Raw genomic sequence first — 26,586 nt, 5'->3', positions numbered from 1 at the left:
GAAACGCCCGGGAGGTGGCACATGCGTTCATTTGTGTGGGTGGTGCTGGTGGGCAGCCTGGTCAGTACCCAGGTGCTGGCCGAGGCCTGTGACGTGACGACCCGCTCGTCCAGCAACGCCGTCAAACCTGTGGAGGGGCATACCTGCTACAGCTTCAGCAACATGCCGGCCGAGGCCATCAACTGGTCGTGCAGCAATGAAAGCAAGGAGATGCTCAATAGCCAGAAGCACAAGGTGGCGCATTGCGCCGATGGCAGCGTCGGCAGCTGCATCGCGCCGTTGACCCAGGAGGCGCTGGCCAATCCGAAAGCCGTGGGCGGCGCTGAGCCGTCGACGCGGCCGGCGTTGTCCAAGGATGCGCGGGTGATTACCTACTATTACGACACCCCGAGCCTGGGGCAGGCGCGCAGTGACTGCGAGCGCAATAACGGTATCTGGCAGACGCACTGAGCCTGGCACCGGCTTTGCCGGTGTTCGCGGGGCAAGCCCGCTCCCACAAGAAAAGCAAGGGCTGCGAGATGGCACCGGCTTTGCCGGTGTTCGCGGGCAAGCCCGCTCCCACAAGAGCAAAAGCACCGGCTCCGAGATTGTTGTGGGAGCGGGCTTGCCCCGCGAACCAGGGCGAAGCCCTGGCCATGCACCGCAGTGGTCGCTACTGGCTCAGGCCAGGCCGTGCAGCCTTGGCACACGTGCAATTACCCATGCGGCAAGGCTCACCGCCACGGTGCCCGGAAGCACAGGCTTCGCAGCAATAGGCCTTACCCTCGCGCATCACGGCATTCTCGCCCACCGTGCAGGAACAGTGCTCACAGGCGCAGCGTTGCTCGTTCATGGTCATTTCCTCGTGTCGTCGTCCACCACATCATCGGTCCATGGCTCGCCGTCCAAGGGGTCGGAGCGGGCCAGTTCAGCTTCGTCCAGGCCAATGCCGCCGCCGATCTCGCGCTCATCCACCCGGCGCAGCATCTGGTCGGCGGGGCCGTCGTCGCCCCCGGGTTCGTCGGCGTCGCGCGCGCCGCTTTCATCGAGCAGGGTGTCCGGGCTCATGTCGTCCCAGGTGACGTTGTCCTCGTGGGCGCTGTCGCTCAGCGCCTCGCCACCGGTCATGCCGCTTTCGGCCACCCGGCGCGGCGGAAATTCCTCATCGACTTCCCGTGCCGGGCGCTCATCCCCTACGCGGCCTTGGCGTTCGTCGTTGCGCTCATCGAAATCCAGTTCGTGGACACTGCCCATGCGGTCCTCGGTGTCGTCGATCTCGGGCGGGGTGTAAGGCTTGGGGTCGTCTGGTCGGGCCATGTCGGTTCTCCCTCAGGTGGATAGGTGCATTCGCTACATGCGGTCGACTGCGCCCGGCAGGCAATGATTCAGAGTTTTTCCGGCGGCGATATTTTGAACTCGCCCGCGCCCTGCTGCCTCCCAACTTCTAGAGACCCGCGTACCGTCCCGGAGCCCGCCATGGCCAAGCCCCTGCAGGAGTACCAGCGCAAGCGCGATTTCAACGCCACCCCCGAGCCCAGTGGCAAGCGCGGGCGGGGCAAGGCCCATGCCTTGCAGTTCTGCATCCAGAAGCACGACGCCAGCCACCTGCACTATGACTTTCGCCTGGAGCTCGATGGCACGCTGAAAAGCTGGGCCATCCCCAAGGGCCCGTCGCTGGACCCCAAGGTGCGGCGCCTGGCCGTGCACGTGGAGGACCACCCGCTGGACTACGCAAGCTTCGAGGGCAACATCCCCGAAGGCCATTACGGCGCCGGCGATGTGATCGTCTGGGACCGCGGTATCTGGGAGCCAGAGGGCAATGCCCGGGACGCCTACGCCAAGGGCAAGCTGCGCTTTCGCCTGCAGGGCGAGAAGCTCAATGGCGTGTGGAACCTGTTCCGCACCCACCTGGGCGGCAAGAAAGAGCAGTGGATGCTGGTCAAGTCCAACGATGGCGAGGCTCGCAGCGAGCAGGAGTACAGCGTGGTCGAGGCCCAACCCGACAGCGTGCTCAGTGACCGCACCCTGGTGTCGCAACCCCCCGCCAAGAGCGCCAAGGCACCTGCCAGGCGCAAACGGGCCGCTCAGCCCGACACGTTGCAGCCGCAGCTCGCCACCCTGGTCGACTCACCGCCCAGTGGCGACTGGCGTTACGAGGTCAAGTTCGACGGTTACCGCATACTGGCCCGTATCGAAGGCGACGATGTACGCCTGTTCACCCGCAACGGCCACGACTGGAGCGCCAAGATGCCCCGCCAGGTCGCCGCCTTGCGAACGCTGGGCCTGGATTCGGCGTGGCTGGATGGCGAAATGGTGGTCAACGGCGAACACGGCGTTTCCGACTTCCAGGCCCTGCAGAACGCCTTCGACACCGACAACGACGAGCAGATCGTCTACTACCTGTTCGACCTGCTCTACCTGAGCGGCCAGGACCTGCGCCCGCTGCCCCTGGAAGACCGCCGTGACACCCTGCGCAAACTGCTCGAAGCCAGCACGGCCGATGAACTGCAGTTTTCCGCCGACTTCGACCAGCCGGTCGAATCGCTGCTCGACAGCGCCTGCCGCCTGCAGCTCGAAGGCCTGATCGGCAAGCGCCTGGGCAGCCCGTATCTGGGCAAGCGCAGCGCCGACTGGATCAAGCTCAAGTGCAAGCAGCGCCAGGAGTTCGTGATCGTCGGCTACACCGACCCCAAGGGCAGCCGCAGCGGCTTCGGCGCCCTATTGCTGGCACTGCATGACCCGGACAGCGGCACATTGCATTACGCCGGCAAGGTCGGCAGCGGCTTCAGCGCCGCGACCCTGGACAGCATCCACGCCCGCCTCAAGCCCCTGCAGGTGGCCAAGCCGGCCCTGGCCAACCCGCCGACCGGCGCCGAGGCGCGGGGCGTGCACTGGCTGAAACCGAAACTGCTGGCCGAAGTCGCCTATGCCCAGATGACCCGCGATGGCTCGGTGCGCCATGCGGTGTTCCATGGCCTGCGCGACGACAAGCCCGCCACTGCCATCGACCTGGAGCGCCCGATGCCCAGCAACAAGGTTGCCAAAAAAAGCCAAGCGCACGAGGAGCCCCTGGGCACGCTGCGCCTGACCCACCCCGACCGGGTGATCGACGCCACCTCCGGCAGCACCAAGCGAGATGTGGCCGAGTACTACGCCCAGGTAGCGCCGTGGATCCTGCCGCACCTCAAGCACCGCCCGGTGGCCCTGGTGCGTGCGCCCGAGGGCCTGGCCGGCGAGCTGTTCTTCCAGAAGAACGCCGGCCAGCTGCATATCCCCAACGTGCTCACCTACGACAAGGCCGAAGCCGGCCAGGCGGCGATGGTCATCAACCGCGCCGACACCCTGCTCGGCGCCGTGCAGATGAACATGCTCGAACTGCACACCTGGAACGCCACCGACAAGGACTTCGACAAGCCCGACCGCTTCGTCCTCGACCTCGACCCGGACCCGGCGCTGCCCTGGAAGGCCATGCTCGAAGCCACCCAACTGACCCTGACCCTGCTCGACGAGCTGGGCCTGAAGGTGTTTCTCAAGACCAGCGGCGGCAAGGGCATGCACCTGGTGGTGCCGCTGACCCGGCGCGACAGCTGGGACGCGGTCAAGGACTTCAGCCACGCCATCGTCGACTACCTGGCCAAGCTGTTTCCCGACCGCCTCAGCGCCGTGTCCGGCCCGAAAAACCGGGTCGGGCGCATTTTCATCGACTACCTGCGCAACGGCCAGGGCGCCACCACCGCGTGCGCCTATTCGTTGCGGGCCCGCGAGGGGCTGCCGGTGTCGGTGCCGATCTGGCGCGAGGAGCTGGCCCAGCTCAAGGGCGCCAACCAATGGCACATCGGCAACCTGGCCGAGCGCCTGGCCGACCTGGAGGACCCTTGGGCGGCTCTGGGCAAGACCCGCCAATCGATCACCGCGCGCATGCGCAAGCAGATGGGGATGGCATGAGCATCATTCAGGATTTCGACTTGAACACCCTCGACAGCCTGTTGCGCACCTTCAGCGAGCGCCCCCAGGCCCTGAACCTCGACACCCAGCTGGCGGCGCTGATGCAGGCGCTGCTGGCCGAACACCTGGACGTGCTGCCGCTGCCGGGCCAGGGCCATACCCTGCAGCGCTGGCAGACCCTGGCGCGGATCGCCGGCTGCGACCTGGCCCTGGCGAAACTGTACGAAGGCCACACCGATGCCCTGGCGATCCTCTCCGAATGCGGCGCTGCGCACCGGGTAGGCGATGGCGTGTGGGGCGTATGGGCCGCCGAGCCGCCCGATGCCCGCGCCCGCATCGTCGCCCGCGACGGCAACCAGGTGCGCCTGGCCGGGCGCAAGGCCTGGTGTTCCGGCGCCCTGCAGATCGACCGGGCGCTGATCACCGCCTGGGCCGATGACGACCAGCCGCAATTGGTCGCCATCGAGCTGGCCCATGCTCGCCAGCACCTGCAGGTCGACCACTGGCAGGCGGTGGGCATGGCCACCACCACCAGCGTCGAGATCGAGTTCGACGACGCCCCCGGCATCGCCGTCGGCCAGCCCGGGCAATACCTGTCGCGCCCAGGCTTCTGGCATGGCGGCGCGGGTATTGCCGCCTGCTGGTATGGCGCCGCCGAAGCCCTGGCCGATTACCTGCGCGAACAATGCCGCAAGCCGCGCCCCGACCCGCATGCCCAGGCCCACCTGGGCGCAGTCGATGCGGCGCTGTGCGGCGCCCGCGCAGCGCTGCGCGAGTGCGCGGCGTGGATCGACCGCAACCCCGGCGCCGATGCCAGTTTCGCGGTGCGCCGCGTGCGTGCCCAGGTCGAACAGGCGGTCGAGCAGGTGATCCGCCACGTGGGCCGCGCCCTGGGCGCCACGCCGTTCTGCCGCAGCAGCCACTTCGCCCGGTTGAGCGCCGACTTGCCGGTGTACCTGCGCCAGAGCCACGCCGAACGTGACCTGGCCGCCCTTGGACAACAGCTGGCCCAGGTGCCGGCAGGAGCCTGGCAGTTATGAGCGAAAACCTGATTCAAGCGAGCAGCGGCACGCCCTGGGCCGACTGGCAGCAATCGGCGCACCTGGCCCGGGCCAGTTGGGTCAGCCCCGATCAGCTGTGCCCGCCGGGCCGGCGCCTGGTACTGCTGGCGCCGCACCCGGACGACGAGATCCTCATGGCCGGCGGCCTCTTGGCCGGGTTGCAAGGCCGCGAGCAGGACTTGCTGCTGATTTCCGCCACCGACGGCGAAGGCAGCCACCCCGATTCGCCCACCTGGACCGAACACCGCCTGCGCCGCCAGCGGCCGCTGGAAAGCCGGCATGCCCTGCAGCAGCTGGACCTTGACCTCAACCAGCTGGACTGGCGGCGCCTGCACCTCAAGGACGGCGCCTTGCCACGCGACGAAGCCTTCCTGGTCAACCACCTGAACCAGCTGCTGCGCCCCGACGACCTGCTGATGACCACCTGGCGCGGCGATGGCCATTGCGACCATGAAGCCCTGGGCCGCGCTGCAGCGCAGGCGGCCCAGGCGCGCAAGGTGCAGCTGGTCGAGGTGCCGGTCTGGGCCTGGCACTGGGCGCAGCCCGACGACCCGCGCCTGCCCTGGCCTCGCGCGCACCGCATCGCCCTCGAAGAAGCGCGCCTGGCGCGCAAGCGCCAGGCCCTGGCCGCGCACCACAGCCAGCTCGAACCGGACCAAGGGCGCCCTGCGGTGCTGCCGGCCCACCTGCTGGAGTGCCTGCTGCAGCCGTTCGAACTGGTCTTTCTCTAGGAGAACAAAGGTCATGAGCCTCGATGCGCACTATTTTGCCGACCTTTATGCCCACAACGAGGACCCCTGGGCCTTTCGCACGCGCTGGTACGAGCGGCGCAAGCGCGACCTGCTGCTGGCGTGCCTGCCGCGCCAGCAGTACCAACGGGTGTTCGAGCCAGCCTGCGCCAACGGTGAGCAGAGCGCCGTGCTCGCCGAGCGCTGCGCCGAGCTGCTGTGCCAGGATCTGGACCCCACCGCGGTGCGCCTGGCCCGCCAGCGGCTGGCCGAGCTGCCCCAGGCCTCGGTCAGCCAGGGGCGCCTGCCGGGCGACTGGCCGGGTGGGCAGTTCGACCTGATCGTGCTCAGCGAAGTCGGCTATTACCTGAACCCGACCGACTGGCTGCAGGTGATCGAGCAATCGGTGGCCAGCCTCACCCCCGACGGCGCCATCCTCGCCTGCCACTGGCGCCACCCCATCGAGGGCTGCCCGCAGGATGGCCGGGCGGTGCATCGCCTGCTGGCCAGGCACCTGCCGCTGTATCCGCTGTTGCGCCATGAAGAAGCGGACTTTCTGCTGGAGTACTGGTCGTGCCAGCCCAGCGTGGTCGATTTGCAAGAGACTTGCCTATGATTGCCGTGGTCATACCGGCGCACAACGAAGCCCGGCGCCTGGGCCGTTGCCTGAAGGCCATGGCAGCGGCGGTGGCGGTGGCCGAACAGGCCGGGCAGCGGGTCGAGGTGCTGGTGGTGCTGGACCGCTGCAGCGATGGCAGCGCCGCCGTCGCGCGCCAGCACGGGGTGCACACGCTGGCGGTGGAAGCCGGCTGCGTCGGCATGGCGCGCCGGCTCGGCGCGGCGCTGATGCTCGAGCGCGGGGCCAGCTGGCTGGCCTGTACCGATGCCGACAGCCAGGTGCCGCCGCACTGGCTGCTGTCACAGCTGGCCTGCACCGCCGAGGTGGTCTGCGGCACGGTGCATGTTGCCCGCTGGCAGCCCTGGCAACGGGCGGCGCTGCGCAAGCGCTACCTCAGCGGCTACCAGATGTGCGAGGGGCACCGGCATATCCATGGGGCCAACTTGGGCGTATGCGCACGGGCTTACGAGCGTGTGGGAGGGTTTCGGCCGCTGGCCGCGCACGAGGATGTGCAACTGGTCCATGACCTGGAGGCCAGTGGCGCGCAGATCGTGTGGACGGCGCGCCACAGCGTGGCCACCAGCAGCCGGCGCGATAGCCGCGCGCGGGAGGGGTTCGGCGACTACCTGGCGAGCCTGGAAGCTACGTTGCAGTAATTCACGAAGCTTTACGCGGGCGCTTGGCCGGTTTTTTCTCCGCCGGCGCCTTCTTCGTGCCCTTGCCGCCGAGGCTGCGCTTGAGCAGCTCGGTGAGGTCGATGATGTCGGCGCTCTTCTCGCTCGCGCCCTCGCCTTTGTCGACCACGCTGATCTTGCCCTTGCTGGCCTTCTCTTCGACCAGGTCCATGATGGTCTGGCGGAACGCGTCGTGGTACTGGTCCGGCGCCCACGGCCCGCTCATGTCCTCGACCAGGCGCTTGGCCATGTCCAGTTCGCGCTTGTCGACCTTGGTGTCGGTCACGCTCTTGTCCAGCTCCAGCGACTCCACACCGCGCACTTCCTCGGGCCAGCGCAGGGTGATCATCACCAGCGCCTCGTCCAGCGGGCGCAGCAGCGCCAGGTGCTGGCGGGTGTGCAGCACCACGGTGGCCAGGGCCACCTTGCCGGTGCTTTCCAGGGTTTCGCGCAGCAGCGCATAGACCTTGCCGCCACGCCGGTCGGGGCTGAGGTAGTACGGGGTGTCGAAATGCTGCAGCGGGATTTCGCTGGCGGCGACGAAAGAGAAGATGTCGATGGTCTGCGTGGCCTCGGGCCGCGCCTTGCGGATCTCGTCTTCGCTGATGACCACGTAGCGGCCCTTCTCGAACTCGACGCCCTTGACCACGTTGTCCTTGTCGATGTCCTTGCCGGTGACCTTGTTGATGCGCTTGTAGCCCACCGGTTCCATGCTGCGCTTGTCGAGCCAGTCGAAATCGACCCGCTCGGTGCGCACGGCCGTGTTGAGCGAGACCGGGATATGCACCAGGCCGAAACTGATCGCGCCTTTCCAGATTGCCCTGGCCATGGCGAGCCTCCTAGGGTTGCAGGGGTTGGCTGTAGCGCATCGCGCCACAGCGCTCGCAGAGCTGGCAATGCAGGTGGGTGTAGGGGCTGGCCAGGGTACGCCAGTGGCAGCCACGCAGCAGGCAGACAAAGCTCATCAGCCACCTCCTCGGCCCGAAAAGTGCGGGCACTTACTGGAAGTGACTGCGTGGCGGCGGGAAGGTTTACTTCAATCCACGGGCGTCGGTGAACAGCACACGCTGGAAGGCTTCTGCCGCGAGGTGAACCTGCACCGACCAATCGTCGGCGGCGTCGCTGCCGGCGTCATCGGAGATGTATTTCAGGCACACGAACGGGATGGCTTCGCTGCGGGCGATCAAGGCCAACACGTAGGCTTCCATGTCGACGATGTCGTAGGGCGCCTCGCCGTGGTTGACCTCGAAGCTGTCGCCGCTGCCGCAGGTGCCCAGTGGCAGGCCTGGGATCGCCTGGCCATGCTCGAGCAGCACCGGGATGTCCGACAGTGGGGTTTGGTAGCGGGCAAAGCCCAGGGGCGTCACGTCCATGTCGCGCTGCACGAAACGCGTGCAGCACACCACCTCGCCCTTGCCGTAGCGCTGGCTGCCGGCGGAGCCGAGGTTGACGATCAGCTTGGGGCGCTGCTGCTGGATGGCCTTGGTCAGCGCGATGGCGGCATTGACCTTGCCGATGCCGGTGAACACCGTGTTGACGTGGGCGAACACGCTGCCGGCTTCGGCCTCGAGGGCGAAGACGAACAGGGTGTCGGCCAGGGGAATATGGGGGAATTGCTTGATCAGCATCATGGAGCGGGCGGTCCGAATGGCTAGCGAGGGCGCTGCCATTGTCGATGAACCCTGCCCGATTGCAAGTGTTGCACCGCGCCAGGCATTGCAGCGCCGGGTCGCCCCGGCACTGCGCTGGCCTCAATTACGAGCGGCCGCCCTTGTGGCCTGACTCGCGGTCCTTGTGCATGTCGGCATCCTTGCGGCCCGATTCGCGGTCCTGAGCCATGCCGCCGCCGGAGGATTGTCCGCCTTTGCGGCCGGCGTCGGATGCTTTCTGCCGGTCATTGGCGAAGTTGCCTGGGTTCTTGGTGCCACCCTGGCCGCCCTGGCTGCCGGTACGGCTGTTCTCTTTGTTAGCCATGGTCTGAAACCTCATGTGACTTCGAAAGTGCACGGCAAGATGCCGTACATAGGTTCGGAGTTCGGCGATAGCGAGGGATTCGTTTTATTGCCAAGCGTTCGGACCGGTGGCGTTAAATAAACGGCCTGGGTGTATTTGGTGCGCCGGGTTGTCAGCCGCCCTTGTCCAGCTGCCGCTGGCGCCTGCCCAGCCAGCCGCCGGTCACGCCCCAGGCCACGGCGAGCAGCGCGCCGATCAGCATCGCCAGCTGCGGGTGCTCGGCGAGCACGTCCAGGGCGCGCTTGAGCCAGCCACTCAAGGCGTCGCCGCCGCGGTACACCACGGTATCGATGAAGTTCTTGGCCTTGTACTTGTGCTCGGCCGGCAGCACGGTGAAGAGCATTTCCCGGCCGGGCCGCACCAGCGCGTATTCGCCCGCGCGCCTGGCCACCATGACCACCACGAAGGCTGCGAACACCGGCGCCAGCGCCAACCACAAAAAGCCTGCCGCCATCGCCAGCGGCACCGCCACCAGCAGCACGCCGACGCCCATGCGCCGGGCCAGGCGCCCGGTGATGAACACCTGGGTGAGGATCGCCAGGGCTTGCACCACGCTGTCGATCAGGCCGAACACCTGGGTCTGGCGGGTGCGGTCGGGAAAGGTCTGGCTGACGATGCGCGCCTGCTCGAAGTACAGGAAGGTGCTGACGCTGGCCAGCAGCACCACGAACAAGGCGATGCCCAGCAGGTACTTGGAGCGAAACACCGCCGTTGCCCCGGCAAAGGGGTTGCCACCCAGTGGCCGGGAAGCTGGCTGTGCGTTGTGGGCCGGCAGTGGCTGGCGGTCACGCCAGCGCTGCAAATAGCCGGCGGCCGCCATGCTGCCCAACAGCAACACCCCGGCGAGCATCACCAGCCCGGCATGGCCCAGTGGCGCGACCAGCAAGGCCCCGAGTATCGGGCCGCTCAGGCCGCCGAGGCTCGCCCCTGCCGCCAGCAGGCCGAACAGGCGTTTGCCCTGCGCGTTGCTGAACAGGTCGGTGAGCACGCTCCAGGCCAGCGAAATGGTCAGCAGGTTGAACACCGACAGCCAGATATAGAAGGCCCGCGCCTGCCACACGTCATCCGGGCTGCGGGCAAACAGCGCGGCGAACAGCAGCAGGTTGCTGACGAAGAACCCGTAGGTCCAGGGCAGGATATGCCGGCGCTGCACCTTCGAGGCCAGCCAGCCGAACAGCGGCAGGCATGCCAGGGTGGCGATGAAGGTGCCGGTGAACAGCCACTGCAGGTTGTCCACGCCCCCGGCCACGCCCATGGTTTCGCGCACCGGGCGCAGCATGAAGTAGCCGGTGAACAGCAGGTAGAACAGCGCCAGGCCCGCGACCACCGCAGGGCCTTCGCCGGGCTGGATGTTCAGCCCCTGGTCCAGCCGCTCGCGCCAACTGGCCATGGCTCAGGCAAATTGCTGGATCAGCGCCTGTTGCTGCGCCTGGGTGAGCAAGGGTGGCTGCCCGGCCTTGAGCTGGTCGAGCTGGCGTTCGGGGCGGCCGGTGGCGGGAATCACCGTGGTCACCGCCGGGTGGCTGATGGCGAACTTGAGAAACAGCTGCGCCCAGCTGCCGATACCGGCCTCTGCGGCCCAGGCCGGCAACGCCTGGTCCTTGACCTTGGCGAACAGCCGGCCATCGTCGAACGCCCGGTTGATCAGCACCGCGACGCCCTTTTCCTGGCACAGCGGCAGCAATTGGCGCGCCGCGTGCGGGGCGTTGACCGAGTAGTTGATCTGGATGAAATCTAGCGGCTCGCGGCGCACGATGCTGGCGACTTCGTCGTGGCCACTGTTGAGGTAATGGGTGATGCCCACGTAGCGGGTCTTGCCCTGCTGCTTGAGTTCGCGGGCGTAGGGCAGTTGCGTCTGCCAGTCGCGCAGGTTGTGGATCTGCAGCAGGTCGACCTTGTCGCTGCGCAGGCTCTTGAGGCTGCCGGCCCACTGGCGCTCGGCATCGGCACGGCTGTCGGCGGCGATCTTGGTGGCGATGAAGCATTGCCGGTGCCAGCCGCCCTCCTCCAGCAACTGGCCAAGCACGGCGTCGGCGCCGCCATAGTTCGGCGAGGTGTCGATGACTTTGCCGCCGCCATCGAAAAACGCCTTGAGCACCACCTTGAGCTGCTGGTATTCGGGCGAGCCCGGCGCTACCTCGAAACTGCCGGAGGTGCCAGCGCCGATCACTGGCAAGGCCTCGCCGCTGGACGGGACCTTGCGGCTGAGCAACTCGGGGGATGTGGCGGCGTGCAACCAGGGGCTGGCGGCCAGCACGCCCAAGGCCGCACCGGCTCGTAGGACATCGCGACGACCGTACATGGCAAAGCTCCCGTCATCAGTCGGAAACTTCCAAGGCTAGCCGCTCCGGCCTACCCGGGCCGGTGTTTCTGTATCGGGATGTTTTTGGCTCAACCCTGCAGCAGCAGGCTCAGGTCCAGGCCGGCCTCGGCCATGGGCGGGCACCAGTAGTAGCCGCCGGTCAGCGGGCGGCTGAAGCGGTACAGGCCATCGATGAGGCCGTCTTCCAGGCCGCTCATGCGCCGCAGCTGCACCTCGAAGGCTTCCAGGCTGTGGCCCAGGGCGACGAACGCCAGGCCCGCACCACGGCTGTCGGCCCAGGCCACCGAGCGGCGCACCATGAACGCCTCGGGCTCGAAGCTTTCCTGGGCGGTGCGTTTGACGTGGGCCGATTCGGGGGCGTCATCGAGCTCTTCGTTGTCGCTCAGGCGCCGGCCGATGATGTTGTCCTGGTCGGCCTGGGGCAGCGACTTGAAGTACTCCAGGTCGTGCTTCCACAGCTGGAAGGCGGCAAAGCTGGAGCCCGCCAGGCCAGGCTGCGCGTCAGTGAGGATGGCGGCATCGACGGCATCGGCGTCGACCGGGTTTTCGGTGCCGTCCTCGTAGCCGGTCAGGTCGTGGCCACCGCGGTGCAGGAAGCCGTCAACGCTGTCGGCCAGGCGCAGGGCCGGGGCCAGCGCTTGTTCCAGGGCCTGGGCCTGCAGCAGCAGGTCGCCGCGCTCCTCGCCACGCAGCCACAGCCACAGGGCGTGCTGGGTGCTCGGGTTTTCCACCGCGGCATCCAGCTGCGGGAATGCGCGCAGGCCCGGCACCTCGCGGCCCAGCGCCTTCACCAGCGGTGCACCGATGCCGACGATCAGGCGCTGGCCATCCACGTGCGGCAGCAGTGCATCCAGCGCCGCAGGCAGCGCTTCTGGCGCCTGCAAGGTGAAGAACAGGTGGCGAGCGTGGGGCGGCACGGGGGTGGCAAGCAGACCTTGCTGGAACGGCATGACAGGCTAATCCTTTGGCTAAAAGCGCGAATGCTACTGCGCAAGCACCGCTACCGCAACGCGGCCAATGCCGCAGGCTTGCGGCATGCCAGGCTTGCGGATAGCATGGTTAGCATCGAAATGTGGTAATCATGATTGCCACAAGGAGGAACCATGACCCAAGCAGCAGACGTCTTCAGCATCGGCCACCCCGCTGTCGGGAACGTGCGCGAGTTATTGGCGCGCCTGGAGAAAGCCAAAGGCAGGGCTCACGCCAAGACCGGCATCGTCATCGAAGTGAATGCCGACAGCGCCAAGCAGCTGGATGTCTACGTCAGCGCCCTGGAAATGCTCGGGCAATACTTTTCCGAGCGCGTGGCAGGAGCGCCCGAGGAGGCCGTCAGGCTGATCGTGCAAGCCTTGGTTCCGGCCAAACCAGTCACTTCGACCCAGCTCAAGCAGGCTCAGATGCTGGCCAAAGCCAAGACCGCCGTGCTGCATAGCGGCGATTGGGTGACCGCCGGCGAAATCGCCAGCCTGGCCAACTTCAGTGCAGCCAACCCCAGCGCGCAACCGAGCAAGTGGAAGCGTGACAAGCGCCTGTTCGCCATCCGCCATGAAGGTGTCGACTACTTCCCGCTGTATGGGCTCGATGAAACGGCCAGCTACCGGCCATTGCCGGTGCTCAAGGAATTGATTGCGGTGCTGGCCCCCATGAAAGATGGCTGGGAAATGGCGTACTGGTTCATGTCGGTGAACGGCTGGCTTGGCGCCAAGCGCCCGCAAGACATGCTGCGCAGCGCGCCAGAACAGGTTCTGGCAGCGGCCAGGGAAGAGGTTGCCGGTATCACCCATGGCTAAATCACCCAGGCTACCGATAGCCGGCCAGGTGCTGAACCTTTCGTTCACCACCCTCCCGGCCGGCACCCTGCTCCATCGCATACACAGCAACCGCTACGGCCCTGCGCAATACAACCTCAGCGGCATGGGAAATGCCCGTTTCAGCCCGATCAGGGACGCCACTGGCCAGGTCATCCCTACGCTGTATGCAGGCACGACATTCCACTGTGCGGCCATGGAAACCCTCTTCCATGACATACCCTACGCACCCGGTTTCAAAGCCGTGCAACAGCGTCGATACGCCGGCAACCTGCATTCGCAAGTTGTGCCAGGCCGTGATCTGCAGCTGGTCGACTTGTCCAGCAAGGCCCTGCGGTTACTGGGCGTGCCTCGTTCACAGCTGATCGATACCGAGGCCGAACGCTACCCCTACACACGCCAATGGGCCGAAGCGATCCATGCATTCGCCCCGCAAGCGCATGGGTTGCGCTGGATATCTCGGCAGGATGACGAGGCGCTGGCCATCGTGTTGTTCGGCGACCGATTGGCAGACGCTGACCTGCAATCGCTTGCGCCTAGCCGAGACGTGTTGAATGACCCTGCGGCCTTCGCCGATTTGCTTGACCTCGCCGAGCGCATAGGGGTGCTGCTGCTGCCTGACGCGGACTAGCATGACGCGCCAGCATTTAGTAATAAAAAGTTACTAAGTACTGGCGCTTTGCAATTAGCTATCGCAAAAGGCCCACCTAGACTCTGCGCATCCTTTATCCGAGAGCCTGCCCATGACCGCCTCGCCGCTGCTCACCGCCTTCCTGCCGCTGGCCCTGGGCATCATCATGCTGGGGCTGGGCCTGTCGCTGACCTTGGCCGACTTCGCCCGGGTGGTGAAATACCCCAAGCCGGTGGTGGTCGGGCTGGTGTGCCAGATCCTGCTGCTGCCGTTGCTGTGCTTCCTGATCGCCAACGGCTTTGGCCTGGAAGCGGCCCTGGCGGTCGGCCTGATGCTGCTTGCCGCCTCGCCCGGCGGCACCACCGCCAACCTGTTCAGCCACCTGGCCCATGGCGATGTGGCGCTGAACATCACCCTGACGGCGGTGAATTCGCTGATCGCGATCCTCACCATGCCGCTGCTGGTTAACCTCTCGCTCGGCTGGTTCATGGCCTCGGACCAGGCCATCCCGCTGCAGTTCGCCAAGGTCATGCAGGTGTTCGCCATCGTGCTGCTGCCGGTGACGCTGGGCATGCTGATCCGCCACCTGACGCCGGCCTTCGCCGCGCGCATGGAGAAACCGATGAAGCTGGTGGCGGCGCTGTTTCTGGCGTTCACCATCATCCTGGCACTGGCCAAGGACTGGCAGACGGTGGTCGAGTACGCACCCGTGGTGGGCCTGGCGGCGCTGCTGTTCAACCTGGTCAGCCTGGCCGTGGGCTACTGGGTGCCGCGCTTGCTGAGCATCCCCAAGCGCCAGGCGATTGCCATCGGCATGGAAATCGGCATCCACAACGGCACCTTGGCGATCGCCCTGGCCTTGAGCCCATCACTGCTGAACAACGCCACCATGGCGGTGCCGGCGGCGCTGTACAGCCTGATCATGTTCTTCACCGCCGGGGCGTTCGGCTGGTGGGTGAGCCGTGGCCACGCTGGCGTGCAGGCGCAGGGTGAAACCGCGAACTGACGCTCAGCCGCGATCGCGCCGGGCCTGCAACTGGCGCTTGAGCACCTTGAGCGGCGGCGCGTAGAAAAAGCCGAACGACACACTGCCGGTGCGCCCCTTGACCGCATGGTGCAGCTGGTGGGCGCTGTGCAGGCGCTTGAGGTAGCGGTTCAGCGGTCGTGGCTGGCGCGGCCAGTGGCGGTGGAAGAAACCGTCGTGTGCCAGCACGTACAACAGGCCATAACCCGCAACGCCAGCGCCAACCCACTGCAGCGGCGCATGCCCGGCCTTGCCCAGCGCCACCAGCGCGGCGGCGATCAGGCCCAGGGCCACCAGGTACAGGTCGTTGGTCTCGAGCATGCCCAGCTGCGGCTCGTGGTGCGAGCGGTGCAGCCACCAGCCCCAGCCATGCATGATGTACTTGTGTGCCAGCGTGCCGACACCTTCCATGGCCACCAGGGTGCCGATCAGCACGAGGAAATTGAACAGCATGTAACGGTCCGGGGTGATGGCGAAGAGTCGCGCAAGGGTACCGATTGCCGGGGCTTTTTTCCATGCAGGCGTGACCGGTTGAGGGCGCTTGGCGATGAAGCCATTGTCATCTTTTTACCCTTGACCCCTGCGGCCGCTGGGCGTATGGTCCGCGTCGCAATTTTGCATCCCTGAACAGGAGCCCTGCTTTGGACAGTAGCCCCAGTCGCTTGCGACAGGCCCACTCGGCGAGCTAGTCCGGCAGCGTTCTGCCACTGTCTCGCCTTCGGCCAGACGGTGGAATTCACCCCCAGCCCCTTGCGGCTGCATTCCCCCCTCTTCCCTTCGTGGTCCTGCGCATTTCTGGTTTTTTTGAACCGCGCCCTTGCTGTGGCGTTCGAGCGGGCATTTGCCCGCGCAAGAGGTTTGCTATGGATTGGAAAGTCTTTTTGCTGCGTGTCAGCATCGCCCTGCTGCTCGGTGCCCTGATCGGCGCCGAGCGCCAACTGCGCCAGCGCCTCACGGGCCTGCGCACCAACGCGCTGGTCAGCACCGGCGCCTGCCTGTTCGTGCTGATGACCCAGGCCGTGCCGGGCATGGCCCCCACCGATGCCTCACGGGTTGCCGCCTATGTGGTGTCCGGTATCGGCTTTCTCGGCGGCGGCGTGATCATGCGCGACGGCTTCAACGTGCGCGGCCTGAACACCGCCGCCACCCTCTGGTGCACCGCCGCGGTCGGCGTGCTGTGCAGCCTGGGCCTGCTGCTGGAGGCGACTTTGGGTAGCCTGGTGGTGCTGTGCGCGAATATCCTGTTGCGCGATATCGCCCAGCGCCTGGATCGCCAGGAGGTCTTGCCTGCCAGCGAGGTGGAACAGCGCTTCGAGGTGCGCATCGTCTGCCGCGCCGAAGACGAGATCCAGGTGCGCAGCCTGATGCTGCACAGCCTGGGCGACCCGGACTTGCGCCTGCAGTCGCTGCTCAGCGAAGACCTGCCCAACCCGGCGCGCCTGGAAGTGCGTGCCGAGCTGCTGGGCAACCCGCAGGCGCCGGCGCTGCTGGAGCGCCTGGTGAGCCGGGTGAGCCTGGAGAAAGGCGTGAGTTCGGTGCGCTGGCAGTTGCAGCCGCTGGAAATGACCCCGGATTAAGGAAGCCGCAATGCATGTACGCCCTGCCCGCCACGACGATGTTGCCCAACTGATGGCCATCGAGCGCTCTGCCGCGCACGCCTTCGCCCAACGCCCGGAACTGGCCTGGCTGGCCGACGCCGAGGTGCTGGGCGAGGATGCCCACCAGAGGTTCATCGACAGCGGCTGCAGCTGGGTGGCGCAAGCTGCCCAGGGCCAGGCGCTGGGCTTTCTCTGCGCCAGCCAGCAGGGCCAGGCGCTGCATGTCGAAGAACTGTCCGTGCGCCTGCAGGCCCAGGGGCAAGGCATCGGCCGGCGTCTGCTGGATGAGGCGGTCGCGGCTGCCCGGCACCGAGGGCTGCGGGAACTGACCCTGACCACCTTCGCCGATGTGCCGTGGAATGCACCTTTCTATAGCCGTTACGGCTTTGAAGTGATTGCCCACGACCAGCTTGGCGCCACCTTACGCGCACGGCTGGCCGACGAGCGCGCGCATGGCCTTAAGGGCCGCTGCGCAATGCGCCTGGTGCTGGGCTGAGCGCCAGCTTCAGCGCTGCTTGCGCGTGCCCAGCTCGATCCACACCGGTGCATGGTCGCTGGCCTTGGCTTCATTGCGCACCCAGGCGTCCACCCCGGCAGCCTTGAGGTACGGCGCCAGTTGCGGATTGAGCAGCAGGTGGTCGATACGCAGCCCGGCGTTGCGTGCCCAGTGGTTGCGAAAGTAATCCCAGAACGTATAGACACGCTCGTCCGGGTGCAGGTGGCGGATGGCGTCGACCCAGCCCTGCTCGAGCAATGCCTGGAATGCCTGGCGCGACTCGGGTTGCAGCAGCGCGTCCTTGAGCCAGGAACGCGGGTTGTAGATGTCGAAGTCAGTGGGCACCACATTGAAGTCGCCGGCCAGCAGCGTCGGGTGCCCGTTGCCGTAGAGCGCGCGGGCGTGGGCGATCAGGCATTCGAACCAGCGCAGCTTGTAGTCGAACTTGGGGCCGGGTTGCGGGTTGCCGTTGGGCAAATAGAGGCAGCCGACCAGTACGCCATGGGCGGCGGCTTCCAGGTAGCGGCTCTGGCTGTCTTCCTCCAGGCCCGGCAAGCCCCGGCGCACTTCCAGCGGCTGGGTGTCGCGCGCCAGGATGGCGACCCCGTTCCACGAGGGTTGGCCATGGTGCAGGCAACCATAGCCTGCGGCTTCGATCGCCTCGCGGGGGAATTGCGCGTCCGCTGCCTTGAGCTCCTGCAGGCAGGCGATGTCGGGCTTTTCCTTTTCCAGCCATGCCAACAACGCCGGTAGCCGGCTGCGGATGCCATTGATGTTGAAGGTGGCGATGCGCAGGGCTTTCATGCGTCGGGGTCGTCCACGTGGGCTTGCACGGCTTCCTCCAGCGCATGCCCATGGGCCTGGTCGGCCAGGGCCTTGAGCGCCAGCCAGTCGTCCCAGTCGATGGCGCCGTCGTCGCGCAAGGCTTCGGCGGTGCGCACCAGGTCGTGGTGGTAGGCATCCGGGGATTCACGCCGGTAACTGGCATCATCGTACTGGGCATACCACGCCTCCAGCTCGGGGATGCTGCGTTCGATGCTCATGGCCTTGCTCCTTCGGCAACCTTTGAAGGTGTGAGCGTTGCCGCGGCGCATCGTTCAACGGCAACGCCCAGCGTTCACTGCCCCTTGCCGGCCGCTTTGCCTTCGGCCAACTGGGCACGGCAGGCCTTGAGCGACTCATCGCGCTTGAGCAGCTCGTCCTGCAGGTATTGCAGCTGGCGCCCCTGCTCTGAACTCAGGCCACGCTGGTGCTCCAGGCTCTGCTCCTGGGCCTGCAACTGGCGGCGCATTTCTTCGCTGGCGCCCTGGGCCTGGGCCAGGATCGTGCGCAAGCCCTGGATCTGCGCATCGCGCTGCTCCAGCAACTGCTCCTGCACCTCGCGCTCGCTGCTGGCCTGGCGGTGTTCGCCAAGCAGGCGCTCGTTGTCGCGGTGAAGGCGCGTGAGTTCGTCCTGCTTGACGATCATGCCCTGCTGCAACTGGCGCAATTCGACCTGAAGCTGTTGCACCTGGGTTTCGTGGCGGCGTTGATCCTGCTCGCGCTGTTCGCGGCTGGCGCTGCGGTAGTGCTCCAGGGCATCGCGGGCGTGGCGGTGTTTTTCCTCCAGCGAGCGCACTTGCTCATCCTTGTCGGCCAGGCGCACCTGCAACTCGCCCAGCGCCTGGTTGAGGCTGGCGCTGCGCAGTTGCTCGGCCTGCAGCGTGCTGTGGGTGGCGGCCAGGCGCTCCGATTCGGCAGCCAGGGCCTGGGCCTGGATCTGCTGTTGCTGGTTGGCCGCCGCCAACGCCTGCTGCGCCAGTTGCAGCTGCGCGTCGAGCTGTTCGCGCTGCTGCTCGAACGCCGCCTCTGCCTGCTCGATGCGAGCGTCGCCCTCCTCCTGCAACTGCGCTGCCAGTTGCGCCACCAGCTTGGTCAACGGTTCGCTGAGCGCGTCCACGCCCTGCAGTGCAGCGGGCTTGAGCACCTCCAGCTCCTTGAGGTAGCGGTGGATGGTGGTTTTCGAACCTGTATTACCCAATTGGATACGTACTGCATCGATGCTTGGGTGTTCGCCGCGGGCGATCAGCACTTGCCGCGCCTGCTGCACTACCGCCTTGTTGATACCGCCCCGGGCCATGCCTTGCTCCTACGATTTCGTACCATGATACGTATTATGTAATTACAGGTGTATTTTGATCGTTTACGCGACCCTGATCAATGTATTTCTCACATTGAATAATCACGGCTTATCGCATGTTAATGGCTTAAGCGCTCGAAAGCCGGGCTGGAATGCAGCGACTCGGTACGACACCGCCTGCTAAGGTCATCCCTGCACGCTTGAGGATTGGCAGGATCAAACGCATGCTCGACCGGCCTTCACCCTGGCGCAGCCTGGTCCACTTCTGGCAAGGCATCCGCGCCGAGTTCGTCACCCCCGAACGCCTCCCCCAGCGCCTGCTGGACGAGATGGAGACGTTGATCTCGGTACTGCTGGCCATTGCCATGGCCCACTACCTGAACGTGGAGAACGTCGGCTGGGCAGCGTTCAGCGGCTACATGGTGATGCGCTCGAGCCTGCACGACAGCGTCTATCGCGGTGGCTTGAGAATCATCGGCACGGCCGCAGGCGCCATGGCGGCGATGCTGTTGGTCACCCATGCCGGCCTGCCCGGCCACTGGCTGGGGCTGGTGATCGGCCTGGTCGGCGCTGGCACGCTGCTGTGCGCGATCCGCCAGGCGCATGGCTATGCCTGGCTGTTCACCGGGCTGACGTTCGCCATGGTCACCCTTTCGGCGTTCAACAGTGGCAACGCCGATGCGGTGCAGCACTTCGCCAGGACGCGTATCGAGGAAGTCGCCTGCGGCACGGTGGCCTGCTGGTTCGTCGCCTTGCTTTCAGGCCAGACCGTCCGGCGTGCGTGGTCCGGCAAGCTGGCTGGCGTGAGCCCGGAGCCGGCCAAGGCCAGCGGCGGCATCGACCGCTACACCCTGCGCCATGTGGCCCAGGCTGGAGTGGCCTTGGCGCTGCTGCCGCTGCTGGGGCGCTGGCTTGGGGTCGATGGCCTGAGCCAGGCCGCGATCACCATCATGGCGGTGATGATGGTGCCACCTGCGGCCCTGCTGCCCGGCAGCCGCGTCGTCGCCACCCGTAACATCCACCGGCTGGTCGGCTGCGCGGCAGGCGCCGCTTGCGCGGGCCTGGCACTGTGGCTGATCGGGACCAACTGGCTGGCGATGACCTTGATGATGTGCATCGGCGTGATGCTGGGCAGGCATATCGAAAACAGCAACCGCCCGTTTGCCTATGCAGGCACTCAGTTTTCCCTGGTGTACCTGGTGGTGATGGTGCCCGACGCTTACCTGCATGCCAGCCCGGAGCCCGGGCTGGTGCGCCTGGAAGGCATCATCGTGGGGTTCGTGCTGATTGCGCTGATGCGCCTGGCCAATGCATTCATTCGCCAGGACGCACCCGCACGCTGACGCCTCACCACTGGTAGCCGATGCCGACCGCCACGCCAGTGTCACCTTGGCTGGTGGTGCTGCCCTGCAGCTTGGTCACCCACTTGCCGCTGTCGGAGATCTTCGACACGCCGATCGCCACCGCACTCTGCCCGCGGTAGTTGCCAGCCCCGGCGGCCGCCATGCTCGCGCCCGGCGCGTAGGGCTGGGGCAGCGTGGCCATGGCCATGGCGCCGGCAATGCCCGAGCTGAGGATGTCGTCCTGCTTCTTCAGGTCGTGGCGCAGGGCGTTGTAGCGCGCATCCGAGTAGTCGTAGAACTGGTCGGCAAAGCCGCCGATGCTCTGCTGCAGCTGCTTGACGTTCACCGCATCGGTCGCCGCCGTGCCCGCCGCCACATGGGTGATCTGCCGCTCGTTGCCGGCGCTGCCGACCGAAACACTGTCGGCGCGCTCGGCCACCGAGTTGGCGCCCAGCGCGACCGAATTGTCGGCCTGGGCCTGGGCGTTGTTGCCCAGCGCCGTGGCGTTGCGCCCACTGGCGTGCGAGCGCGTGCCGATGGCCGCGCTGTTGGCGCCGGAGGCCTGCGCACCCGCCCCGCCGGCTACCGCATCGACGCCCGTGGGGCGTGGCTTGGGTTGCTGGCTGGTGTTGTTCACCTGGAACATGCCGTCGGCGCCGTTCTGTACATTGCTCACGTTGCCCTCGACCTGGACGACCCGGTTGTCCAGATGGCTGACATTGCTGGTGACGTTGGCAATCTCGCTGTTGACGTTGTGGATGGAGTCGTCGGTGTACTGCTTGGCTTGCGTGACCGCTCCATCGAGCTGGCGCAGGTTGACGGCATCAAGGGCTTCCTTGCCATCGGCCACGTTGCTCAAGGTGCGCGTCTGGCCGGTCGCGGCATTGCCCACCGACACGGTGCCGGCACTGGCGTTGGCGGCGTTGGAATACTTGCCGGTGTAACTCTGTGCACCGCGGCCGTTGTCGCTGGCGCCCTGGCCCAGAGCCACGCTGCCATCGGCCGTGGCACTGGCGCTGTCGCCCATGGCCAGCGAACCCTTGCCGCTGGCCTGGGCGGCGGGGCCGACCGCGACGGCGTCGGCACCGCTGGCGACCGCGTCGGGCCGGGTCGAGTTGGCGTGGAAGTACTTGATCCCGCCGCCGTTGTTGAGGGTGGTGATGGTGTTGTCGATTGCGGTCACGCGCCCGTCGATGTTGGTGACCCTCACGTTGGTCTCGTTGAGCTGGGACAGGTTCACCGCATCGCTGTCATCCTCCCCGCGGGCGACATTGGTGATTTTGCTGCCGCCCGTCTTGCTCACGCTGTTATAGGGGCTGCCACTCAGGGTGATGCGCCCGTGGCTGTTGTCGTCGTACATCACTGCGTCAGCGACCGCGCCGCTGGTGATGGCTTTGAGCTGGGCGACGTTGACCCCATCGGTGTCCTCGGCGCCGGCTGCCAGCCCGGTAAGGCGGCGGTTGCCAATGTTGACCTCGCCCATGGCCGTACCACCCACCAGGTAGGCCTGCTGGCCCAGGCTGCTGCCATTGGCAACGGCCCCGGCCCCCAGGGCGACGCTGCCGCCATGGCTGGCAGTGGCGCCCATGCCGATGGCGACCGCGTCCGCGCCGGTGGCCGACGCATCGGTGCCGGTGGAGTTGGCGTGGAAGTACTTGGTGCCCTGGTTGAAGATGTTCTCGACATTGCCTTCCACGTTGGTCACGCGGTTGTCGAGGTGGGTGACCTTGGTCACGGCCCCATCCACCTGCTGGTTGGTCGCGTTGAGCTGCGAGCCATTGACCGCATCGGTGGAATAATCGGTCAGCGCACCTGCGGCGACGTTGGTCAGCACTTGCGCGGAGCCCGGCGCATAGGCATCGCCGCCACTGGCAATCAGCGACAGCTGGTCGGTACCGGTGCGCTGCACCGGGCCAAGGGTGCCGTTGCTGATGTTGTTGATGTTGCTGGTGACGTTGCTGATGGCGGTGGTGTTCTGCTCCACCTGCTGGTTGGTGGCGTGCAGTTGCGAGCCGTTGACCGCGTCGGTGGAGAGCGCGTCGACATCACCGGCAGCCACCTGGGTGATCTTCTGCGCATAAGGGCTGCCGTGGCTGGCATCGTAGGCGTCGAGCGACGGGTTCCACTGCAGCGCGTCCTGCTGCAGGGCGAAAATGTTGGCGGCGTTGTACGTCACCCGTCCATCGAGGTTGGCAACGGCATCGCCGACGTTGTTCACCTGCGTGCCATCGAGGTTGTAGCTGGGGGCGGAGATCGAGCCGTCCGGGTTGACTGCGGCGCCGCCGCCCAGCCCATTGGCAGTAGCGTTGGCCAGGGTATACAACTGCGAGCCGTTGATGGCATCGGTGGAGGTCTGGTAGACCCCGCCGTTGGCTACGTTGTTGAGCACCTGCGCAGCCCCCGGTACATAGGCATCGCCGCCCGCCGCGACCAGTGACAGCTGGTCAGTGCCGGTGCGCTGCACCGGGCCGATGCTGCCGTTGCCGATGCTCTCGGTGACGTTGCTGAGCTGCTGGTTGGTCGCCGCCAGTTGCGCGCCATTGACCGCGTCCAGGGAGCCGGCGTTGATATCGCCTGCACCGACATTGCTGACCTTCTGGCCGCCGGCATCGATGCCGCCAAGGGTCACGCTGGGGCCGCCAGCGATGGTGAGGCCGTAGCTGGCTACCCAGGTATCGCCCAGGCTCACCGAATCAAGCACGAGGTTGCCGGCGAAGGTGATCGGGGCCGGGTCGCTCTCTTGCGCCAGCACATTCACCGCGCACAGCCCGCTCAAGGCACACAGACCAAGCACCGCCACCGCGCGGGCGGCCTTGCCGGCGCTGTGGGCGTGTTCGGAGGCTACACACCAGCAATGCTGGGCTCTGGACCATACAACACGATAAATCCTGTTCATGATGAGCTCCCGCCAGGGCTGAACCCTGGGCTGAGTAGGAAGGCAACAAAGGGGGAAATGGATCAGCGCGAAGACAGCTGCAAGGCGCGGCTGGTCTGGATCAGCAGCGGGCGCTCGAGTGCACTGGGGCGCGACTGCTGGAGTGCGCGCTCATAGGCGCGTAGCGCACTGCTGTGGTCCTGGCGCACGTACTCGAGGTAGCCGCCGGCGAACAGCCCTGCTTCGGTGCGCAGGTCGCGCTTCACGGCATCGGGCGCTTGCAGTTCGTCGATGCCGGCGAACACTGCCGAGATGTCCGACTTGCCCTGGTAAAGGGCCAGCAGCGCGCGCTGCGGCGCGGTAGCGGGCTTGATCGCTTGCGCCTGTTTCTGCAGGCGAGCACGGATGGCCGCAGGCTTGACCCCGGTATCGCTGGCGGTGCGCGCTGCCAGCCACAGGTTCCACAGGCCTGCGTAGCCTTTGACCTGGGCGCTGGTGGCCTGCAGGCGCAGTTGCTCGAAGGCCTTGCGCGCCGCGTCGAACCGGCCCAGTTCAGCCAGGTTCACCGCCGATGAAAGGGCGATCACCTGCGCCTGGTCGCTGCCCTTGAGCGCGTCGTAGAACTGCCGGGCGCGCATGTGGCGCCCGTTGGCGTCTTCGATGAAGGCCTGTTCGGCCAGGGCGCGGTTGCCGCCCTGCCCTTGCGCGCCCGCTTGCACCAGCAGCGCCTGGGCGCCACCGAGGTCACCGGCGAGCAAGCGTGCATGGGCCTGCAGCACCAGCGGCTGGGCTGCCGGGCTTGGTGGCGGCAAGGGTTGCGCGGTAGCGGCAGGTTCGGCCAGGGCCAGGCCAGCTTCGAGGCACACGGCCAGGGCCAGCGCACAAAGTACGCCCGGGCGGCAGTGGGTGGAGCGGTGCGAATGGCGGATCATGGTGGCAACTCCTGAAAGGTTTCGAGTTGCACACAGGCTATTGGAGCCCTGGCGGGAAAGAACTCAGAGTCCTCCTGAAGCCGCCATCAGAGTTGTTCCTCAATGCCGCCCGCCTGGGGCAGGTTCAGTTCCAGCTCGAGCGCCAGTTGCTGCTCATGGCAGCCGTGGGCGAAGTTGCCTTGCAGGTACTGCGCCACGCGCTGGCAATGGTTGAAGTCGATGACGCTCTGCAGCCCGGCTTGCCCGGTCAACTCCAGCCGCGCCTGAACCTGGCCCTGGCCACGCACGCACATGTCCAGGTGGATCCAGACCGGGTTGTCGGGGCCGAGCTGGAACAGGCCGATGGCGGTGGTCACCCAGTCGCGCAAGGCCTCGGTGTCCAGCCACACGCGTCGGGTATCGATGCGCCGCACGCCGAACAGCGACTGCGGATGGCCGATCAGGCAACGGCCGATGAACGTGGGCAGGTCGCAGACTTGCACCGGTGGCGTGTCTCCCGTGTGCGGCGAGGGGTATGGATGCTGCAGCCGCTTCAGGCGGCTGGCCAGGCTGGACAGCCCGGGGGTGGCCGGGTGCAATGCCAGGGCCGCGACACTGGCGGCCAGTTCGTCCAATGACGCCTGGTGCAAATCCGCCTGCAGCCTGGCCTGTGCCTGGGCCGCGAGCCAGCGATCACGCAGGCTCACCAGCTGCCCTTCGCTTTCGGTGATGTCCTGCAGGCCACCCAGCACCCCGCAGGCATGCCCCTGGCTGTCGCGGTAAGGCACCATCCAGTAATGAATCACCCGGGCTTGGCCAAAAATCTCTACCCGTGTGGTGAGGGCCAACGGCGCACCTTCGAGCGCGATGCGGGCGAAGCCTTCGGGCAAGGTCTTGCGCACGGCCGGGGAAAACCAGCGGGCCTCGGCGAACCCCGAGCCCAAGGCTTCTTCGGCCGTGAGGCGGTAGTAATCGAGAAAAGGCTGATTGCAAAACAGCAGCCGGCCCTCGGTGGTGCGCACGAACATGGGGTTGGGCGCGGCATCCACCAAATTGCGCAACAGGCCCAGCTCGGCCGGAAGCGCCTCGGCGGTCGTCGCCCCGCTGGCTTGCTGGCCCGCCACCAGGCCGTTGCGCCGGGCAATTTCGGCCAGCTCCACATTGGAGCTGACGTGGAGCTTTTCCAGCAGGTGCGCCTTGTAGGTGCTGACGGTCTTGAAGCTGATGCGCAGCTGCTCGGCAATGCGCAGGTTCGAGCGCCCTTCGGCGATCAACTGCAACACCGCCGACTCGCGGGGAGTGAGGTTGTCCAGCTCGCTGCTGCCGCCCGGCTGCATGTACTCGCGGGCAAAATGGCCGCGGCCGGCCAAGACATCGACGATCGCCTTGCGCAGGCTGGCCACCTCCTCGTGCTTGCCGACGAAACCACTGGCGCCGGCCTTGAAGCACAGCGGCGCGAAGTGCGCCGGGTTCTGCTGGCTGTAGACCAGCACCTTGTGGCTGGCATCGCGGGCGCGCAGGCGGCGCAGCAAATCCAGGCCGCCTGGCCCGGGCAAGGCGAGTTCCAGGATCACCAGGTGCGGGTTGCACTGGCGTGCCAGGGTCAGCGCCGTGAGCACGTCGGCCGCTTCCTGCACCTCCTCATGCCCCATGTCTGCCAACAGGCTGCGCAGCGCGCTGCGCACGATCGGCATGGCGTCGGCAATGAGCACTGTGGCCATCAGGTTTCTCCCTGGCTTGTCCATTGAGTGCTCAAAGCATAGGTGCAGCCCAGGCATTACATCAGCTGTGGTCCAGGCCCATCTGCCAGAAGTCCGCTTCCAGGCGCGATGCCTGGCCGAAAATCGCGGCCAGGTCGACGAAACGCTGCTCGGTCATGCTCCGCGCAGCCAGCTCATCGAGGTGCTTGCGCGCTGCAGCGGCCACGCCCTGGTAAGCCTCGCCGGCATACTCGCCAATCCATTCGCGGTAGGGGTGGTTGCTGAGGTCGCCGATCTGCTCGGTCAGGGCCCGGCCGATTTCTGCGTAGCCGATCACGCAGGGTGCCAGCGCTACATGCAGCTCGAGCAGATCGCCCGCGGCGCCGCAGTCCAGCACGTAGCGCGTGTAGGCGACGGTGGCCTGGTGCTCCGGCGCCGCTTGGATATCGGCCTGGGTCAGCCCCCAGCGGGCGCACAGGCGCAGGTGCAGTTCGGTTTCATCGAGGATGGCCGCAAGGCCGGCCTGGGCGGCGCGGATGTCGGCGGGCAGGCGGCTTTTGTAGGCGGCCAGCGCCCAGGCCCGGGCGAACTGGATGAGGAACAGGTAATCCTGCACCAGGTAGGTACGGAACGCCGCCTCCGGCAAGGTGCCCTCGCCCATCTGGCGGACGAAATCGTGGTCGACGTAGCTGGCCCATTGCGGCGCGGCGGCCGCTTTCAGGCGTGCAAAGATATCCAT

The 26,586-nt window shown here is 66.6% G+C and carries 29 protein-coding genes; 12 read left to right on the top strand and 17 right to left on the bottom strand.

Features of this window, described 5'->3' with window-relative positions; all coding sequences use genetic code 11:
• Positions 1-21 precede the first annotated feature (21 nt).
• Positions 22-450 (top strand): hypothetical protein, encoded by a 429-nt coding sequence (locus B3E94_RS19045; protein ID WP_286914694.1) that lies wholly within the window; start codon positions 22-24, stop codon positions 448-450.
• A 202-nt stretch (positions 451-652) separates the two neighbouring features.
• Here the strand turns inward: B3E94_RS19045 and B3E94_RS19040 are convergent, their stop codons facing one another.
• The gene (locus tag B3E94_RS19040) at positions 653-832 is read right to left on the bottom strand and encodes a metallothionein (RefSeq protein ID WP_286914693.1); all 180 of its coding nucleotides are present in this window, start codon (positions 830-832) and stop codon (positions 653-655) included.
• Between the two features lie 2 nt (positions 833-834).
• A complete protein-coding gene (locus tag B3E94_RS19035) occupies positions 835-1,296 on the bottom strand; it encodes a phosphotransferase system, HPr-related protein (protein ID WP_286914692.1) in 462 nt (153 codons plus the stop codon).
• A 159-nt stretch (positions 1,297-1,455) separates the two neighbouring features.
• Between B3E94_RS19035 and ligD the strand changes: the two genes are divergently transcribed.
• From ligD to B3E94_RS19010, 5 genes are read left to right on the top strand one after another with little or no spacing between them, the layout of a single operon-like run.
• Entirely contained in the window at positions 1,456-3,924 is a 2,469-nt protein-coding gene (ligD, locus tag B3E94_RS19030; RefSeq protein ID WP_286914691.1) for a DNA ligase D, read from the top strand.
• Positions 3,921-4,964, top strand: a complete 1,044-nt coding sequence (locus B3E94_RS19025) for an acyl-CoA dehydrogenase family protein (RefSeq protein WP_286914690.1) — start codon at positions 3,921-3,923, stop codon at positions 4,962-4,964. The genes ligD and B3E94_RS19025 overlap by 4 nt, the downstream gene beginning before the upstream one ends.
• Entirely contained in the window at positions 4,961-5,716 is a 756-nt protein-coding gene (locus tag B3E94_RS19020; RefSeq protein ID WP_286914689.1) for a PIG-L deacetylase family protein, read from the top strand. The genes B3E94_RS19025 and B3E94_RS19020 overlap by 4 nt, the downstream gene beginning before the upstream one ends.
• Positions 5,717-5,729: 13 nt before the next feature.
• Complete coding sequence (locus B3E94_RS19015) at positions 5,730-6,329, top strand: class I SAM-dependent methyltransferase (RefSeq protein ID WP_286914688.1); 600 nt, start codon at positions 5,730-5,732, stop codon at positions 6,327-6,329.
• Positions 6,326-6,988: a glycosyltransferase gene (locus tag B3E94_RS19010; RefSeq protein WP_176511136.1), complete on the top strand. Its 663-nt coding sequence runs from the start codon at positions 6,326-6,328 to the stop codon at positions 6,986-6,988. The genes B3E94_RS19015 and B3E94_RS19010 overlap by 4 nt, the downstream gene beginning before the upstream one ends.
• A gap of 1 nt (position 6,989) precedes the next feature.
• On the opposite strand, the gene B3E94_RS19005 is transcribed toward B3E94_RS19010, so the two are convergent.
• The 7 genes from B3E94_RS19005 to B3E94_RS18975 form a co-directional block, all read right to left on the bottom strand.
• Positions 6,990-7,835, bottom strand: a complete 846-nt coding sequence (locus B3E94_RS19005) for a Ku protein (RefSeq protein WP_286914685.1) — start codon at positions 7,833-7,835, stop codon at positions 6,990-6,992.
• Positions 7,836-7,845: 10 nt separating this feature from the next.
• The gene (locus B3E94_RS19000; protein ID WP_286914683.1) at positions 7,846-7,971 is read right to left on the bottom strand and encodes a PSPA7_2676 family Cys-rich small protein; all 126 of its coding nucleotides are present in this window, start codon (positions 7,969-7,971) and stop codon (positions 7,846-7,848) included.
• 66 nt (positions 7,972-8,037) lie between these two features.
• Complete coding sequence (locus B3E94_RS18995; protein ID WP_286914682.1) at positions 8,038-8,637, bottom strand: nucleosidase; 600 nt, start codon at positions 8,635-8,637, stop codon at positions 8,038-8,040.
• Between the two features lie 124 nt (positions 8,638-8,761).
• The gene (locus B3E94_RS18990; RefSeq protein WP_176511133.1) at positions 8,762-8,980 is read right to left on the bottom strand and encodes a general stress protein; all 219 of its coding nucleotides are present in this window, start codon (positions 8,978-8,980) and stop codon (positions 8,762-8,764) included.
• Between the two features lie 151 nt (positions 8,981-9,131).
• Positions 9,132-10,409, bottom strand: coding sequence for an NTP/NDP exchange transporter (locus B3E94_RS18985; RefSeq protein ID WP_286914680.1), 1,278 nt, complete (start codon positions 10,407-10,409; stop codon positions 9,132-9,134).
• A gap of 3 nt (positions 10,410-10,412) precedes the next feature.
• The gene (locus B3E94_RS18980; RefSeq protein ID WP_286914679.1) at positions 10,413-11,321 is read right to left on the bottom strand and encodes an aldo/keto reductase; all 909 of its coding nucleotides are present in this window, start codon (positions 11,319-11,321) and stop codon (positions 10,413-10,415) included.
• 89 nt (positions 11,322-11,410) lie between these two features.
• Positions 11,411-12,292 (bottom strand): Dyp-type peroxidase, encoded by an 882-nt coding sequence (locus B3E94_RS18975; RefSeq protein ID WP_286914678.1) that lies wholly within the window; start codon positions 12,290-12,292, stop codon positions 11,411-11,413.
• Between the two features lie 153 nt (positions 12,293-12,445).
• On the opposite strand from B3E94_RS18975, the gene B3E94_RS18970 reads away from it, so the two are divergent.
• The 3 genes from B3E94_RS18970 to B3E94_RS18960 all read left to right on the top strand — a co-directional run bounded on the left by B3E94_RS18970 (position 12,446) and on the right by B3E94_RS18960 (position 14,787).
• Positions 12,446-13,132 carry a hypothetical protein gene (locus tag B3E94_RS18970; RefSeq protein ID WP_176511129.1) on the top strand — a complete coding sequence of 229 codons (687 nt, stop codon included), beginning with the start codon at positions 12,446-12,448 and terminating at the stop codon, positions 13,130-13,132.
• On the top strand, positions 13,125-13,781 hold the full coding sequence (locus B3E94_RS18965) for an RES family NAD+ phosphorylase (protein WP_286914677.1): 657 nt from the start codon (positions 13,125-13,127) through the stop codon (positions 13,779-13,781). Before B3E94_RS18970 ends, B3E94_RS18965 begins: the two co-directional genes overlap by 8 nt.
• Positions 13,782-13,893: 112 nt before the next feature.
• A complete protein-coding gene (locus B3E94_RS18960) occupies positions 13,894-14,787 on the top strand; it encodes a bile acid:sodium symporter family protein (protein ID WP_286914676.1) in 894 nt (297 codons plus the stop codon).
• A gap of 3 nt (positions 14,788-14,790) precedes the next feature.
• Here the strand turns inward: B3E94_RS18960 and B3E94_RS18955 are convergent, their stop codons facing one another.
• Positions 14,791-15,258, bottom strand: coding sequence for a sterol desaturase family protein (locus tag B3E94_RS18955; RefSeq protein ID WP_176511285.1), 468 nt, complete (start codon positions 15,256-15,258; stop codon positions 14,791-14,793).
• Positions 15,259-15,668: 410 nt separating this feature from the next.
• On the opposite strand from B3E94_RS18955, the gene B3E94_RS18950 reads away from it, so the two are divergent.
• The gene (locus tag B3E94_RS18950) at positions 15,669-16,382 is read left to right on the top strand and encodes an MgtC/SapB family protein (protein WP_286914675.1); all 714 of its coding nucleotides are present in this window, start codon (positions 15,669-15,671) and stop codon (positions 16,380-16,382) included.
• A 10-nt stretch (positions 16,383-16,392) separates the two neighbouring features.
• Positions 16,393-16,899: a GNAT family N-acetyltransferase gene (locus B3E94_RS18945; RefSeq protein WP_286914674.1), complete on the top strand. Its 507-nt coding sequence runs from the start codon at positions 16,393-16,395 to the stop codon at positions 16,897-16,899.
• Positions 16,900-16,908: 9 nt separating this feature from the next.
• Here B3E94_RS18945 and xth read toward each other — a convergent pair whose 3' ends face one another.
• The 3 genes from xth to B3E94_RS18930 all read right to left on the bottom strand — a co-directional run bounded on the left by xth (position 16,909) and on the right by B3E94_RS18930 (position 19,018).
• Positions 16,909-17,703 (bottom strand): exodeoxyribonuclease III, encoded by a 795-nt coding sequence (gene xth / locus B3E94_RS18940; RefSeq protein ID WP_176511124.1) that lies wholly within the window; start codon positions 17,701-17,703, stop codon positions 16,909-16,911.
• Positions 17,700-17,942 (bottom strand): hypothetical protein, encoded by a 243-nt coding sequence (locus tag B3E94_RS18935; RefSeq protein WP_176511123.1) that lies wholly within the window; start codon positions 17,940-17,942, stop codon positions 17,700-17,702. Before B3E94_RS18935 ends, xth begins: the two co-directional genes overlap by 4 nt.
• 74 nt (positions 17,943-18,016) lie before the next feature.
• Positions 18,017-19,018, bottom strand: coding sequence for a DNA-binding protein (locus tag B3E94_RS18930; protein WP_286914672.1), 1,002 nt, complete (start codon positions 19,016-19,018; stop codon positions 18,017-18,019).
• Positions 19,019-19,242: 224 nt separating this feature from the next.
• On the opposite strand from B3E94_RS18930, the gene B3E94_RS18925 reads away from it, so the two are divergent.
• Complete coding sequence (locus B3E94_RS18925; RefSeq protein WP_286914671.1) at positions 19,243-20,361, top strand: FUSC family protein; 1,119 nt, start codon at positions 19,243-19,245, stop codon at positions 20,359-20,361.
• 4 nt (positions 20,362-20,365) lie between these two features.
• On the opposite strand, the gene B3E94_RS18920 is transcribed toward B3E94_RS18925, so the two are convergent.
• The 4 genes from B3E94_RS18920 to tenA form a co-directional block, all read right to left on the bottom strand.
• Entirely contained in the window at positions 20,366-23,257 is a 2,892-nt protein-coding gene (locus tag B3E94_RS18920) for a YadA-like family protein (protein ID WP_286914670.1), read from the bottom strand.
• 62 nt (positions 23,258-23,319) lie between these two features.
• The gene (locus B3E94_RS18915; RefSeq protein ID WP_286914668.1) at positions 23,320-24,168 is read right to left on the bottom strand and encodes a hypothetical protein; all 849 of its coding nucleotides are present in this window, start codon (positions 24,166-24,168) and stop codon (positions 23,320-23,322) included.
• 86 nt (positions 24,169-24,254) lie between these two features.
• Positions 24,255-25,868 (bottom strand): response regulator, encoded by a 1,614-nt coding sequence (locus B3E94_RS18910; RefSeq protein WP_286914667.1) that lies wholly within the window; start codon positions 25,866-25,868, stop codon positions 24,255-24,257.
• A gap of 61 nt (positions 25,869-25,929) precedes the next feature.
• On the bottom strand, positions 25,930-26,586 hold the full coding sequence (gene tenA / locus B3E94_RS18905) for a thiaminase II (protein ID WP_236235903.1): 657 nt from the start codon (positions 26,584-26,586) through the stop codon (positions 25,930-25,932).

Source organism: Pseudomonas sp. UBA6315 (assembly GCF_002438125.1).
GTDB classification, from domain to species: Bacteria; Pseudomonadota; Gammaproteobacteria; order Pseudomonadales; family Pseudomonadaceae; genus Aquipseudomonas; species Aquipseudomonas faucium.
Note: the sequence above shows the minus strand (reverse complement) of the source record. Positions and strands in the feature narration are given on the sequence as shown.